This window comes from Streptomyces sparsogenes (assembly GCF_001704635.1).
In the GTDB taxonomy this organism is placed as follows: Bacteria; Actinomycetota; Actinomycetes; order Streptomycetales; family Streptomycetaceae; genus Streptomyces; species Streptomyces sparsogenes.
Window position 1 is genome coordinate 1 of the sequence record NZ_MAXF01000047.1, and the last position, 14,430, is coordinate 14,430.

12 protein-coding genes and 1 pseudogene are annotated in these 14,430 nt (G+C 72.9%); 5 read left to right on the forward strand and 8 right to left on the reverse strand.

The features are described from left to right. Positions 1-132: 132 nt before the first annotated feature. The 3 genes from BBH68_RS10900 to BBH68_RS10910 all read right to left on the reverse strand — a co-directional run bounded on the left by BBH68_RS10900 (position 133) and on the right by BBH68_RS10910 (position 2,319). Positions 133-498, reverse strand: a complete 366-nt coding sequence (locus BBH68_RS10900; RefSeq protein ID WP_065961170.1) for a hypothetical protein — start codon at positions 496-498, stop codon at positions 133-135. 115 nt (positions 499-613) lie between these two features. Then, positions 614-1,495, reverse strand: coding sequence for an SDR family oxidoreductase (locus tag BBH68_RS10905; RefSeq protein ID WP_079150914.1), 882 nt, complete (start codon positions 1,493-1,495; stop codon positions 614-616). Between the two features lie 5 nt (positions 1,496-1,500). Beyond that, positions 1,501-2,319: an alpha/beta fold hydrolase gene (locus tag BBH68_RS10910; protein ID WP_065961187.1), complete on the reverse strand. Its 819-nt coding sequence runs from the start codon at positions 2,317-2,319 to the stop codon at positions 1,501-1,503. Between the two features lie 240 nt (positions 2,320-2,559). On the opposite strand from BBH68_RS10910, the gene BBH68_RS10915 reads away from it, so the two are divergent. The 4 genes from BBH68_RS10915 (at position 2,560) to BBH68_RS10925 (ending at position 8,242) form a co-directional block, all read left to right on the forward strand. Continuing rightward, the gene (locus BBH68_RS10915) at positions 2,560-3,888 is read left to right on the forward strand and encodes an aminotransferase-like domain-containing protein (protein WP_065961192.1); all 1,329 of its coding nucleotides are present in this window, start codon (positions 2,560-2,562) and stop codon (positions 3,886-3,888) included. A gap of 101 nt (positions 3,889-3,989) precedes the next feature. Beyond that, positions 3,990-5,342: an LmeA family phospholipid-binding protein gene (locus BBH68_RS10920; RefSeq protein ID WP_065961172.1), complete on the forward strand. Its 1,353-nt coding sequence runs from the start codon at positions 3,990-3,992 to the stop codon at positions 5,340-5,342. 307 nt (positions 5,343-5,649) lie between these two features. Beyond that, the gene (locus tag BBH68_RS44015) at positions 5,650-5,775 is read left to right on the forward strand and encodes a hypothetical protein (protein WP_281182476.1); all 126 of its coding nucleotides are present in this window, start codon (positions 5,650-5,652) and stop codon (positions 5,773-5,775) included. Positions 5,776-5,923: 148 nt separating this feature from the next. Continuing rightward, positions 5,924-8,242 (forward strand): ABC transporter ATP-binding protein, encoded by a 2,319-nt coding sequence (locus tag BBH68_RS10925; protein WP_245737996.1) that lies wholly within the window; start codon positions 5,924-5,926, stop codon positions 8,240-8,242. Between the two features lie 109 nt (positions 8,243-8,351). On the opposite strand, the gene BBH68_RS10930 is transcribed toward BBH68_RS10925, so the two are convergent. The 5 genes from BBH68_RS10930 to BBH68_RS10950 form a co-directional block, all read right to left on the reverse strand. Further along, positions 8,352-9,779: a sensor histidine kinase gene (locus tag BBH68_RS10930; protein ID WP_065961176.1), complete on the reverse strand. Its 1,428-nt coding sequence runs from the start codon at positions 9,777-9,779 to the stop codon at positions 8,352-8,354. Then, positions 9,776-10,519 (reverse strand): response regulator transcription factor, encoded by a 744-nt coding sequence (locus BBH68_RS10935; RefSeq protein ID WP_065961178.1) that lies wholly within the window; start codon positions 10,517-10,519, stop codon positions 9,776-9,778. The genes BBH68_RS10930 and BBH68_RS10935 overlap by 4 nt, the downstream gene beginning before the upstream one ends. 198 nt (positions 10,520-10,717) lie before the next feature. Beyond that, a complete protein-coding gene (locus tag BBH68_RS10940) occupies positions 10,718-11,818 on the reverse strand; it encodes a S1C family serine protease (RefSeq protein WP_065961182.1) in 1,101 nt (366 codons plus the stop codon). Between the two features lie 210 nt (positions 11,819-12,028). After that, positions 12,029-13,051, reverse strand: a complete 1,023-nt coding sequence (locus BBH68_RS10945; protein WP_065961183.1) for a LacI family DNA-binding transcriptional regulator — start codon at positions 13,049-13,051, stop codon at positions 12,029-12,031. A gap of 24 nt (positions 13,052-13,075) precedes the next feature. Then, the gene (locus tag BBH68_RS10950; protein WP_065961184.1) at positions 13,076-13,879 is read right to left on the reverse strand and encodes a response regulator transcription factor; all 804 of its coding nucleotides are present in this window, start codon (positions 13,877-13,879) and stop codon (positions 13,076-13,078) included. A gap of 251 nt (positions 13,880-14,130) precedes the next feature. Here BBH68_RS10950 and BBH68_RS10955 point away from each other — a divergent pair. Continuing rightward, positions 14,131-14,430: pseudogene (locus BBH68_RS10955) on the forward strand (hypothetical protein); the annotation flags it as partial.

Sequence of the window (14,430 nt, forward strand, 5' to 3'; positions counted from 1 at the left end):
CTACCACGACCCACCTCCACCTCCACGACCCCCGCCACCGAGCTGGGCCCGGCGCTGGGCCGGCGGCCGGTCGCCTGAGCCGTCTGAGTCCGCCTGAGGCTGCGTAAGGCCGTCCGAGTGGGAGGCGGCCGGTCAGGCGCGGCGGGCCTGGGCGTCGGGGAAGAGGGTCCAGCCGTCGGTCTCCTGGCCCGTGGCCGAGTCGGGGTCCCAGCCGTGGGCGAGGGCCGCGTCGAGGAAGGCGCGGACCACGCCCGGCTGGTGGAGGTTGAGCCAGCCGCGTTCGCGGTCGCCGACCGTACTGGAGGGGCTGCGGGGGTCCGGGTCCTGGCGGAAGACGATCCCGAGGCGGCCCCGGGCGCCTTCCTTCCTCAGGGACAGGATCTCCCGGCAGTCCGCGGTGGTTCCCCGCTCAGCGTCGCGGTCGTGGGCGTGCCGCACCGACCACAGGTAGGTGTCGGTGCCGACGACGAGTCGACGGGTGTTCCGCGAGCGGGTCATGCGGCACACGCTATGCCGCTCTCTCGGGCGGAGTTCTCGGGCGGGGCTCACGGGCGGGGCTCACGGGCGGGGCTCTCAGGTGGGGCTCACGGACGAGGTTCACGGGGGGCAGCTCTCAGGCGGAGTGGCGGTGCACCTGGAACGCCGCGAAGCTCTGGGCGACCGGCATCAACTCGATGGTGTTGACGTTGACGTGCGGCGGCTGCGAGGTCGCCCAGTGCACCGACTCGGCTATGTCGTCGGCGCTCAGGGGTCGCATGCCGGCGTAGACGGCGTCGGCCTTCTCCCGGTCGCCCTGGAACCGCACGGTGGAAAACTCGGTCCCCCCGCACATCCCCGGCTCCACGCAGGTGACGCGCACCCCGGTGCCGTGCAGGTCGCTGCGCAGGTTGAGGCTGAACTGGTGGACGAACGCCTTGGTGGCGCCGTAGACGTTGCCGCCCGGGTAGGGGTAGCTCCCGGCGACCGAGCCGAGGTTGACGACGTGGCCCCGGCCGCGGGCGACCATGCCCGGCAGGGCCGCCTGGGTGCAGTGGAGCAGCCCTTTGCAGTTGGTGTCGAGCATCTGTTCCCAGTCGTCGGGGTCGGCCTCGTGGGCCGGTCCGAGGCCCTTGGCGAGGCCGGCGTTGTTGACCAGGACGTCGAAGTCCGCGAAGTCCTCCGGCAGAGCGCGGACCGCGCGCCGGACCGCTTCCTGGTCGCGTACGTCGAGGGTGAGGGGGAGGACGTGGGCGCCCAGGTCCGCCGCGAGGGTGGCGAGCCGGTCGGCCCGGCGGGCCGAGGCGATGACACGGGCGCCGTCCGCCGCGAAGCGCCGTACGATCGCGGCGCCGAAGCCGCTGCTGGCGCCCGTGACCCATACCGTGGCCGGTCGTGTCGCCGGTCGTGTCGCCGGTCCCGTGGTTCCTGTGGTCGGTCGTGTGGTTCCTGTCGCCGGTCGTGTGGCCGGTGGTGGCCCCAGTGGTGTCCCCAGTCGTGTGGCCGGTGGTGTGGTCATGCCGGTCACCGCCCGGCCGCGACGGGGGTGGCCAGGGAGTCGAGGAAGCGGCCGAGAGCCGCGTTGAACTCGGCCGGACGCTCCAGGTTCGGCATGTGCGCCGCCTCGTTGATGATCGCCAGGGTGGCGTCGGGGACGCGGTCGTGGATGAGGCGGGCGTCCTCGACTGGGGTGAACTCGTCGTCGCTGCCGACCACCACCAGCGTCGGCACCGCGATCTCCCGGAGCATGTCGGTGTAGTCCGGCCGCTCGGCCCGGCCGCGCAGCGCGGCCGCCGCGCCCTCCGGGGAGGTGCCGGACATCATGGCCAGGACGTGCTCGGCGACGGCGGGCAGCGCCTGGATGTTGTGCGGGGCCACCATCTTGGGCAGCACCTCCTCGGCGTAGCCCGCCATCCCCTCCCGCAGCAGGCGCTCCGCCATCTCGTAACGCCAGGTCCTGCCCTCCTCGGTTTCCGCCGCGGCGAAGGTGTCGGCGAGCAGCAAACCGCGGATGCGGCCCGGGAAGAGCCGGTGGAACTCCATGACGATCTGCCCGCCCATGGACAGGCCGCCGAGGATGAAGCGGTCGACGCCGAGGTGGTCGAGGAGTCCGGCGATGTCGCGGGCGAACGCCTCCAGCGTCGTCTTGCCGGGGGCGACCGTGCTCTCCCCGTAGCCCCGGAGGTCGGGGGTGATCACCCGCCAGCCGGCGCGGCTGAAGTGCTCGACCTGCGGACGCCACATCGTCCGGTCGAACGGGTGCCCGTGGACCAGGACCAGTGGATCGCCGCTGCCTTCGTCCCCGTACCCGAGGGTGATCCCTTCGGAAGACCACGTGCTCATCTGCTCGGCCTTTCTCGACGCGCCGTCATACGTGCTGGTCACGCGGCGGCGACTTGACGTCTCGAGGCTATGGGGCTGCAATCTCTCAGTGCAATAAAAACAATGCTCTCGGTGCAATATAGGGAACGGATGTGAAGTGACTCGATGGGGAGTACGGGCGGGACGGGACGCGGGGTGGAACGCAGGACGGAACTCGGGACGGGACGCGAGGTGGAGCGCGAGCGGGAGCACGGCCGGGCGATGGATGACTACCGCGTGATCGCCGACGGCCTGGCGGCCGACATCGCCGCCGGCCGCATCCGCCCGGGAGAGCAGCTTCCGCCGCAGCGCCGCTTCGCGCGCCGGCGCGGCATCGCCACCTCGACCGCCGCGCGGGTCTACCAGGAGCTGATCCGGCGCGGCCTGGCGGTCGGCGAAGTGGGCCGGGGCACCTTCGTACGCGCCGCCCCGCCCGCCGCCGAGCCCGCGCTGGCCGAACCCGGCGACGCCCGGGTCGACCTGGAGCTGAACTTCGCCGTCCTGCCCGAGCAGCCGGCCCTCCTCGCACAGGGCCTGGAGCGCCTGCTGCGCCCCGACCAACTCGGCGCGTCACTGCGGCCGATGACGGCGGCCGGCACTCCGACCGCCCGCCGGGCCGCCGCGTCACTGCTGGCCCGCAGCGGGTGGGAGCCGGATCCGCGCCATCTGCTCTTCGCCGGAAGCGGCAGGCAGGCGATCGCTGCCGCCATCGCCGCCCTCGTACCGCCCGGGGAGCGCCTCGGCGTCGAGACGCTCACGTACCCGCTGGTCAAAGGGATCGCGACACGTCTCGGCGTCACGCTGGTCCCGCTGGCGATGGACGACGACGGGCTGCTCCCTGCCGCCCTCTCCGCCGCGCCCCCGCTGCGGGCCGTCTATCTGCAGCCGACGCTCCACAACCCCCTGGGCATCACCCTGCCCGACGCACGGCGCGCCGAACTCGCGGCACTGCTGGTCCAGAAGGACATGTACGCGATCGAGGACGGCATCTACGGCTTCCTGCGCCCCGACCAGCCGCCTCTGGCCGCCCTCGCGCCCGGGCGCGCCATCGTGATCGACAGCCTCTCGAAGCGGCTGGCCCCGGGCCTCACGCTGGGTTTCCTGGCCACGCCCGCGGAGCTCACGGCCAAGGTCGCCACCGCCCTCCGCTCGGGGGCATGGCTGGCCTCCCGCTTCGCCCTCGAGGCGGCGACGCAGTGGATGTCCGACGGCACCGCCGACGAGATCGAGCGGGCCAAGCGCCGGGACGCGGCCGTTCGGCAGCGGATCACGGCCGAACGACTGGCGGGATTCCGGGTGCGCGCGGACTCTGCCGCCTACCACTGCTGGTGGGAGCTGCCGGAACCCTGGCGGGCCGAGACCTTCGTCGCCGCCGCCGCGCGCAGGGGCATCTCCGTCACACCGGCCGGCGCGTTCGCCATCGGCCCGGGCCACGCGCCCAACGCCGTACGGCTCGCCCTCTCCGCCCCGCCCACCGACGCCCTGGCCCACGCCCTGGACGTGCTCGCGGAGTTGGCGCGCGGCACGCCGGAGGACGCGGGGTGGGACTGACGGCGGACCCGGCGCACACCGCTCACCGCGCGCCGTGCCGTTCGCCACGTGACCCCGGTCGGACTTGCATATGAGCCGGGCGGGCGTGTTGAGATGGGCTGATGCGATCGCCCACACGCATGTTCTCCCCCCTGTTCGGCCACTCCCCCCACAGCGCCCGCGACCCGGAACGAGAGGTGGACCAGAAGTCGGAGCAAGACCCGAAGCGAGAGGTCCCTCGGGACGCGGAGTCCGGGTCTGAGCAGGAGCCGGAGCAGACGCCTGAGCAGGGGTCGGACCGGCAGCCGGAACCGGAACAGGTGTCGAAGCAGGACCCGGCCCCAGAGCGGGAATCGCAGCAGGAGCCGGAGCGGCAGCCAGAGCAGGAGTCGGGCCGGCAGCCGGAACCGGAGCGGACCGGGCGGCGCGGCGGACGGGGTCAGCTCGGCCGCGTACCGCTCACCACGAAGCTGGTCGCCGGCCTTCTGGCGGGCGCCACCCTGCTGGTGGTCGCGGACCGCTGCGCCGCGATGTACGCCGAGAAGCGGGCGGAGCAGACGCTGCGGGACAAGCTCGGGCTGGCAGCGGCCCCCGACGTGCACATCCACGGGTTCCCGTTCCTCACGCAACTGCTGGGCAAGCGGCTGGACGGGGTGGACGTGACCGTCCCCGACGCGCCGGCCGGCCGGGTGACGCTCGCCGAGGTACGGGCCGAGGCCACGGACATCCGCCTGGACGGCGATCTGCCACTGCCGGTCGACGGGGCCAGAGCGGCCCGGGTGAACGGGGACGTCCTGCTGGCGTTCGACGATCTGGACCGCGAACTGGGCACCCCCGCCCAGGTGAGGTTCCGGGCCCTGGACCGCCAATCGGTGCGCGCGGACGGCGAGCTGCCGGTGGCCGGACGGGTGGTGCGCATACACGCCGTGGCGCACATCCGGCGGGACGGCGACCGCGGGGTCACCACCAGCGTCAGCGGCATGCGGCTCGACGTCCCCGGCATCGCCACGTATCGGCCCGGGCGGCCCGCCCGGCTGCGGCTGCACCCCCAGGCCGCCGAGAAGATCAGCCACGACAAGAGCAAGGCGCGGGCGCTGCTCGCGGTGCCTTCGGTGGCGCGGCAGCTCGGCGTCGCGCCGGAGGACACCGGGCCGGCGATGTGGGACGACAAGCGGCTGAGCCGGATCACCGGGCGGCCGGGCTTCAAGGAGAAGCTGATGCGGGCCAACCTCGTGGACCTGGTCGCGGACCGCCCCGAGACGCTGGAGAGGGTCGGTGTGGACCCGGTGCTGGCCCGGGCCCTGGTGCGGCTGCGCGCCCAGGACCTGTCGGAGCGGGTCGCGTTCTCCTTCCAACTGCCGAAGCAGGTCAAGGGCCTGCGGCTGCGGAACATCACCGTCGAGCGCGACGGAATCCGGGCCGATCTGACCGGCTCCGGGCTGGCCGTGGGCACCGCCCGCGGCGCGGACGACTGAGACCGTACGGATAGTCCACCGAATTCGGCTCCTCTTGCCGAATTCCTCGCCGATTTCTTTCGGAGAAGGCAAGCCAAAGCAAGAGAGAGGGGCCGGTGGCACGCGCCACCGGCCCCTTTGACGTGCCGGTACGCGCCCGGACGCAGCCGGGGCGCCCGCGGTTCCCCGAGCCGCCTGAGAATTCGTTCATCCGAGCCTGGGCAAACACACAGGCTCCTCCGATCCCACTCACGGAAAGCGCTCCTAATGTCTTCCATGTCAAGCCGAACGGCGAGACAGCGAAAGAGAAAAACCGAAAGGAAATTCCATGAGCATCCGCAAGGTCGTTCCGGTCAAGCCCGCCCGCAAGCCCGAGGAGCGGAAGAACCAGCACCCGAAGCCGGCGCCGAGGAAGCACAAGAAGCACGCCCGCCGTCGCCCGATCGGTGGCTGACCCACACCACGGAGGCGGGCCCGCGGCACTGTGCCGCGGGCCCGCCTCGGCCATGTCCGGCCTCGGTCAGGTTCGGGCCCGCCTCGGCCATGTCCGGGCCCGGCACGGGTGGCCCGGCGGCCGGCCGACGCCAGGAGCGGAGAACTCAATGACCTCGACAGTGCCCCCAGTACCCACGCCCCCCACAGCCCCCGCGACCTCCGCAGCCCCCACCGCGCCCGGCCCCGACGAACGGCCGACGATGCGGCTGCGGATGGTGGGGGCCGGGCCCGGCCCCGGTCGCGGCCGCCACCGGCGCCCCGGGCGACTCCGCCCGTACGGCCGCCACCAGCCGCCGGACTCCCAGCCCCGCCCGGACGCCCAGCGCCGCCTGAGCGCCCAACCCCGCCCGGACTCCCAACCCCGCCTGAACAACCAACCCCGCCCGGACACCCAGCACCACCTGAACAACCAACCCCGCCCGGACACCCAGCACCGCCTAAGCACCCAACCCCACCCGAACGCCGATGCCCACGCCCACGCCCCCGCCGACACCCACGCCGACGCGAGCCGGCACGCGGAGGAGCAGCCGGCCACCCCGCGGCTGGCCGCGCACGTGGCCTTCCGCCGCTTCTGGCCGCTGACCCGGGGCGACCGCCGCTGGCTGGTGCTGATCTGCGTCTGCGTGATCGTCGCCGCGCTCACGGAGACGGCCGCGATCCTGCTGTTCTCCGACCTGACCGACCACGCCCTGCGGCAGGGCTCGCTCAGCGCCTTCTGGTCCCCGGCCGGCCAGTGGTTCGCCGTGGCGGTCCTCGGCGCCGCGGTCGGGTATGCCGGCAACTCGCTCGCGGTGTGGACCGCCGAGCGCTTCGTACTGCGCCTGCGCGCCCGTGTGTTCGGACACGTCCAGGACCTGCCGCCGCACTTCTTCCAGCGCCACCGCCAGGGCGACCTGGTCGAACGCCTGACCGGGGACGTCGAGGCCATCGAGCAGATGGTGGTCTCCGGCGTCGTGGGCACCGTATCCGCCCTGTTCAGCACGGTCTTCTTCGCCACCGCCGCCTTCTGGCTGCGCTGGGACCTGGCGCTGGCCACCTTCGTGCTGGCGCCGCTGTTCTGGCTGGCCGCCCGGCGCTTCTCCGGCCGGATCAAGGCTGTCGCGCGCGAGGAGCGGGCCGCGGACGGCGCGATCACCTCGGTCGTCGAGGAGTCGCTGGGCAACATCGTGCTCACCCAGGCATACAACCGGAAGGCCGCCGAGGAGAAGCGGCTGCGCCGGGAGGCGCGCGCCTGGATGCGCGCGTCGGTGGCCGGGGCGCGGATGAGCGAGCTGTACGAGCAGCTGGTCGAGGTCATCGAGACGGTGTGCGTCCTGGCCGTCATCGGGCTCGGCGCCTGGGAGATCTCCCAGGGTCGGATGACGATCGGCCAGCTCCTGGCCTTCGCCGCCTTCCTCGGCTACCTCTACCCCCCGATCCGCAACCTCGGCCAGCTCGGCCTCACCCTCACCGCCGCGACCGCGGGCGCCGAGCGGCTGCTGGACGTCCTCGACGCCGAGCCCGCCGTGACCGACCCGGCGCCGGGGGCGGCCGTCGCGCCCTGGCCGGTGCACGGCACGGTGGAGTTCAAGGGGGTCAGCTTCCGCTACCCGGGCGCCGACCGGCCCACCCTGGCCGGGGTCTCGCTCACGGCCCGGCCCGGGGAGTTCGTGCTGATCACCGGGGCGAGCGGGGCCGGCAAGTCGACCGTCTCCAAGCTGCTGCTGCGCTTCTACGACCCCGCCGGGGGCTCGGTGTGCCTGGACGGGGTGCCGCTGGACGCCGTGCCCCTCTCCTTCCTCCGCGAGAACGTCACGCTCCTGCCGCAGGAGACGCTCATCCTGCACGACACCATCCGCGAAAACATCGCGTGCGGCCGGCCGGGGGCCACGGACCAGGACATCGAGCGGGCGGCCCGGGACGCGGCGGCCCACGACTTCATCACCGCCCTGCCCGACGGCTACGACACCCGGATCGACCCGCACACCGCGCGGCTGTCCGGCGGCCAGCTCCAGCGCGTGGCGATCGCCCGCGCGATGCTGCGCGACTCGCCCGTCCTGGTCCTGGACGAGCCCACCACCGGGCTCGACGCGTTGGCCGCGCGCCGGGTGGTCAGGCCGCTGCGGCGGCTGATGTCCGGCCGTACGACGATCATGATCACGCACGATCTGAACCTGGCACCGGACGCCGACCGGATCCTCGTCCTCGACCACGGGCGCGTGGTGGAGACCGGGACGCACCGGGAGCTGCTGGCCCTGGGCGGGGCGTACGCGCGACTGCACGGCTCGCACAACGGCACCGGCATAGCCACAAGCACGGGCACGGGCACAGGCACGGACACCGGCATCGGCACTGGCACTGGCACTGGCACTGGCACCGACGAGGCGGAACCCGGCCGCGACATCGGCCGCGAGATCGGCGGCTGTCCTGACAGAAGGCTGACGTGAGAGAAGGCTGACGTGAGAGAAGGCCGACGCGCGGAAGCCGCTGACGCGGGAAGCGGCTGACCGGGAGACGGCCGACGCGGCAAGCCAACGGTCAGCCGAGCACCGGCGGCTACAGCGGCACCGGCGGCTCCGGCGGCTCCGGCGGCTCCGTGGGCGCGCCCGGCAGCCGGATCCAGGCCACCGTCCCGCCGCCCGGCGCGGGCCGCAGTCCCACCTGGCCGCCGGACTGCTGGACCGTGCGGGCGACGATGGACAGGCCGAGCCCGGAGCCCGGGAGGGCGCGGGCGGACGGCGAGCGCCAGAACCGTTCGAAGACATGGGGCAGTTCGTCGGCCGGAATGCCGGGGCCATGGTCGCGCACCGTGAAGTCGCCGTCTTTGAGCACGACCTCGATCACACCACCCGAAGGGCTGAACTTCACGGCGTTGTCGAGCAGATTGACCAGCACCCGCTCCAGCGCCGCCGGCTCCCCCCGTGCGTACCAGGGGCTCAGCGAGGCGTCGATCGTGAGGTCGGCGCCGCGCAGCCGGGCCCGCTTCAGCGCGGTCTCCGCCACCTCGTGCACCGCGACCACCTGCGGCGGTCCGGTGCCGGGCAGCACGTCCGGGCGGGCGAGCTCCTGGAGGTCGCCGATGAGCGCGGCCAGCTCGGTCATCTGCGCCTTGACGCTGGCCAGGAGCGCCTTGCGGTCGTCGGGGGGCAGCGGCCGGCCGGTCTCCTCGCTGCGCGCGAGCAGTTCGATGTTGGTGCGCAGCGAGGTGAGCGGCGTGCGCAGCTCGTGGCCGGCGTCGGCGATCAGCTGCTGCTGCCGTTCGCGGGAGGAGGCGAGGGCGGCGGTCATGGAGTTGAAGGAGCGGGAGAGCCGGGCGATCTCGTCGTCACCCTCGGCGGGGATGCGTACGGCCAGGTCCTCGGTACGGGCCACGTGCTCGACCGCATCGGTCAGCCGGTCCACGGGCTTGAGCCCGGTCCTGGCGATCCACAGGCCGGCGGCCCCGGCGCCGACGACGCCGCCGCCGATGACCAGGAGCATGACCAGCGCGAGGGTGTTGAGGGGGCCGGTCACCTCGTCGAGGGGGCGGGAGACGGACACGGTCAGCACGCCCTCGCGGCCGTCGGCGCGGACCCGCATCTGCTGGGTGTAGACGCGGACGGCCTGGCCGGAGGTGGTGGTGCCGTCGCGGGTGACCTCTTGCAGCCGGCCGTCCGCGACGGCGATGTCCTGGGCCGTCACGTTGACCGCCTTGGGGCCGATGACGCACCGCCGGCCGTCCTGGTCGACGAACTGCACCCAGGCGGCGCCGGGCCCGAGGTGGTCGTCGGTCTGCGGCTTGGTGGAGCAGGGCAGGCCGACCAGGCGCTGGACACGGTCCGGGGACGCGCTGTCGCGCAGCTTCTGGTCCAGCGCGCTGGTGAGTTCCTGGCGGGTGAGGAACCAGCACGCGAAGGCGGCGACCGCCACCGCGACCGCCACCGCCACGGCGGTCAGCAGTGCCAGCCGGGAGCGGAGCGGCAGCCTGCGCAGCCGGCTCGTCACGGCGTGCCGCCCTCGGCCGTCCGCAGTACGTATCCGACGCCGCGGACGGTGTGCACGAGCCGCGGCTCGCCGCCCGCCTCGGTCTTGCGGCGCAGGTACATCACGTACACGTCCAGCGAATTGGACGACGGCTCGAAGTCGAAGCCCCAGACGGCCTTGAGGATCTGTTCCCGTGTGAGGACCTGGCGGGGGTGGGCGAGGAACATCTCGAGCAGGGTGAACTCGGTGCGGGTCAGCTCGACGCCGCGTCCGCCCCGGGTGACCTCGCGGGTGGCGAGGTTCATCCGCAGGTCGGCGAAGGTCAGCTCGTCGCCGCCGGCGGCCGGGACGGCCCCGGCGGCGGCCGCGTATGTGCTGCGGCGCAGCAGGGCGCGGATGCGGGCCAGCAGCTCGTCCAGCTCGAACGGCTTGACGAGGTAGTCGTCGGCGCCCGCGTCGAGCCCGGTGACCCGGTCGCCGACCGTGTCGCGGGCGGTGAGCATCAGGATGGGCACGGTCACGTGGGTGGCGCGCAGCCGCCGGGCGGCGGTCAGCCCGTCCATGCGGGGCATCAGCACGTCGAGGACGATCAGCTCGGGGTCGTACGCCCGGACCTTGCCCAGCGCGTCGAGGCCGTCCACGGCGGTCTCGGTCTCGTAGCCCTCGAAGGCGAGGCTGCGCTGGAGGGCCTCGCGGACGGCCGGCTCGTCGTCGACGATCAGGATGCGGGCGGGCTGGTCGCCGTGCTCGGCGGGGCTCATGGGTCGGGTTCCTCACTCATGCCAACACTCGGTGTCAACGCCGGTCAGCCGCGGTCGACGGCGGTCGGCGGCGGGGCGTCGACGAAGGCGTCATTGAAAGGCGGGGTTCCGCTGCTTTCAGCCTCGCACGGGCGGACGCGCCCGATGATCCCGGCGGCGACCTGCCGCGCCCGTCAGGCGTTGCTGTGGCCGTGCCCGTCAGGCGTTGCTGTCGCTGCCGCCGGCGCGCAGGTTGTCGAGATCGGCCTTGACGGTGTTGATCGGGATGGAGAACCCCAGGCCGATGCTGCCCGCGCTGCTGGAGCTCTGGTCCGAAGCGGAGGAGTACATGGCCGAATTGATCCCGATGATCTGGCCCTTCATGTTGATCAGCGCGCCGCCGGAGTTGCCGGGGTTGAGGGAGGCGTCCGTCTGGATGGCCTTGTAGGTGGTGGTCGAGGAGCCGACGTCGCCGTTGTACTGGCCGCCGCCGAACTCGAACGGCCACTGTCCGCGGCCGCCGCCCGGCGCCTGCTGCCCCTGGCTCTCGTCGGTCGAGACGGTGACGTCCCGGTCGAGCGCGGAGACGATGCCGCTGGTGACGGTGCCGGTCAGCCCCTCGGGGGAGCCGATGGCGACGACCTGGTCGCCGACCCGGACCCCGCTGGAGTCGCCGAGCGCGGCGGGCCGCAGGCCGCTGGCGCCCGAGACCTTGATCAGGGCCAGGTCCTTGCCGCGGTCGGTGCCGACGACGGTCGCGGACTTCTTGCTGCCGTCGCTGAAGGTGACCTTGATGGTGTCGGCGCCGGAGATGACGTGGTTGTTGGTGATGATCTCACCGCCGCTGGTGATGATCACGCCGGAGCCGGTGGACTGGCCGCTGCCGGAGGTGGCGCTGATCTCCACGATGCTGGGGCTGACCGCCGCCGCGACGGCGGCGACCCCGCCGGTCTTGCTGGAGGTGGCGCCCACGACGGTGGTCGTCGTGGTGGCGGCGTCCGGCTTCTCGGCGGCGTCCGTGACCAGCGCCGCCGTACCGCCGCCCACGAGCGCCGAGACCGCCGCCACGGCGGCGATCAGCAGGGCGGACCTGGGGACGCGCCGCTTGCGGTGGCCGCCGCCGGGCGGCGTGGGGACTGCCGCGGGGCCGGCGGGGTGACCGTGGCCCGCGCCCCCGCCCCCCGGCCACACGGTGATTCCGGAGGGGGTGGTGACGGGATCCTGCGGCCGGTGCGTGGGCGGCGCGGGGTAGCCGGACCACGCGCCGTACGGGTGCTGCTGGGGCTCGTGATCGCCGGTGCGGGGCGTGTTCTCCGTCATGTCTACGACTGTGCGCAGCGAAGATGAGAACTTTCTGAGTGCTCGCTGAGAAGCCCGGCAGAAGTCGGTATGCCCGAGATAAGGGACAAGGGCTACCGAAGACAACTCGGCGCGAGGCGCGGCGCGGGGAGCAGGCAAGGCGGAACGGCGCGAGGAACAGGCAAGGCGGAACGGCGCGGGGCGCGGGGCAAGGCAGAACGGCGCGAGGTCCTACGCGCAGCCGCAGGACCGCCGCACCACCAGCGCCGACGGGAACTGCCGCACCCGCTCGCGCCGCGAGGACACCGGCCGTACCGCGTCGTCCAGCACCAGGTCGACCGCGGCGCGCGCCATCGCGGGCCGGTCGGAGGCGACGGTGGTCAGCGGCGGGTCGGTCAGCGCCGCCTCCTTCACGTCGTCGAAGCCGGCAACCGCCAGTTCCCCGGGCACATCGATGCGCAGCTCGCGGGCCGCCCGCAGGACGCCGATCGCCTGGTCGTCGGTGGCGCAGAAGACGGCCGGCGGCCGGTCGGGGCCGGACAGCAGCCCCAGGGCGACCTTGTAGGCGTCATACCGGTTGTACGGGGCCTGGAAGAGCCGTCCCTCGGTGGAGCGCCCGGCCTCCGTCATGGCCCGGCGCCAGCCCTCGACGTGATCGGTGACCGGGTCGCCGACGGTCGGGGTGATCTCCATGCCGCCGATGCACGCCACGTACTCGTATCCGTGCTCCAGCAGATGGCGCACGGCGAGCTGCGCGCCGCCGATGTCGTCCAGCACCACGGCGACGTCGTCGATCGCCTCGGGGCGCTCGTGCAGCAGCACCACCCGGGCGTCCCAGGCCTCGATCTCGGCGGCGGCGTTCTCGCTGAGGCCCTGGCTGATGAGGATCAGCCCGGACACCCGCATGCCGAGGAAGGCGCGCAGGTAGTGCACCTCGCGCTCGTCGAGGTAGTCGGAGTTGCCGACGAGCACCATCTTTCCGCGCTCGGAGGCGGCCTGCTCGACGGCGTGCGCCATCTCGCCGAAGAACGGCTGGCGCGCGTCGGGCACGATCAGCCCTATGAGGTCGGTGCGCCGGCTGGCCATCGCCTGGGCGACCCGGTCCGGCCGGTAGCCGAGCTCCTTGATCGCGGCGAGTACCCGCTCGCGCGTGGCCGGGGCGACCGGCCTTGGTCCGTTATTGATGACGTAACTGACGACCGCGGTGGACGTCCCCGCCAGCCTTGCCACATCATCCCGTGTCACCTTGGCCACGCGCGGCAGTCTACGCGGGTCCAGCTATGTGTTGGTCGGGCGTGCGACGCCCGTTTTCACGTTCCGGTCGCGCTGCGCCCCGGCGGTCGGCGCTTCGCCGTGCGCGGCCCTCGCGGCCTCGGACCGCCGCTTGGCCTCGTCGGCGCCGCGGTCGCCCTTCTCCGGGGAGACGAAACGGTAGCCGACATTCCGCACGGTGCCGATCAAGGACTCGTGTTCCGGGCCGAGTTTGGCCCTCAGCCGCCGTACGTGCACGTCGACCGTGCGGGTGCCGCCGAAGTAGTCGTAGCCCCACACCTCCTGCAACAGCTGCGCCCGGGTGAACACCCGACCGGGGTGCTGGGCCAGGTACTTGAGGAGCTCGAACTCCTTGAATGTGAGATCCAGCACACGGCCCTTGAGCTTGGCGCTGTACGTGGCCTCGTCGACCGAAAGGTCGCCGTTGCGGATCTCCATCGGGCTGTCGTCGGTCGTGATCTGCTGGCGGCCCATCGCCAGCCGCAGCCGGGCCTCGACCTCGGCGGGGCCGGCGGTGTCGAGCAGGACGTCGTCGATGCCCCAGTCAGCGGTGACGGCGGCGAGGCCGCCCTCCGTGACCACGAGGATCAGCGGACAGCCCGGGCCGGTGGAGCGCAGGAGCTGGCACAGGCTGCGCACCTGGGGCAGGTCGCGCCGGCCGTCGATGAGGATCACGTCCGCGCCGGGGGTGTCCACGAGGGCCGGGCCCTCGGCCGGGGCCACCCGGACGTTGTGCAGGAGCAGCCCGAGCGCGGGGAGCACCTCCGTGGAGGGCTGCAGCGCGTTGGTCAGCAGCAGGAGGGAGCTCACCGGTCACCACCGCCCCTGGCCGCCGTCTTCTTATGGTCGTACACGCTTCGCTCGCCCATTACGTCGGTTCCTCCTCGGTCCCTGCGAGAGGGGGCACCTCCCAGGCCCCTGGCCTGGGGGAGTGTGCGGCTACTGGCTAGTACCGATACTGCTTCGTGCGGAAGGCGCTCGAAAGCACAAAATGCGCCTGAAAGCACAAAAGGACCCGGGGGCTGCTTTGCCCGGATCCTCTTCCCAGAAGAATAACCCACATGACACGTGGGCTTAAGGCGTCCTCCGCGCCGTCTCCCCTTCCCCCGGCCACCGCGCGAAGGCGCCTGACCGGGCTGCTGACAGACGACGGGGTGCGCATCGAGGCAGCGTACGAGCCCCTGGCGCCGGGCGCGGCGGATACGGCTGACCTGGGCACGGCGGATACGGCCGACCGGGCGAGGGGCGGCGGCCTGGCGGGGGGCAGCCTGGTGACGGGCGGCCAGGCGAGGGGCGACGTGGCGAGGGGCGGCCAGGCGAGCCGCGACGTGGCGACGGGCGGCCAGGCGAGCCGCGACGTG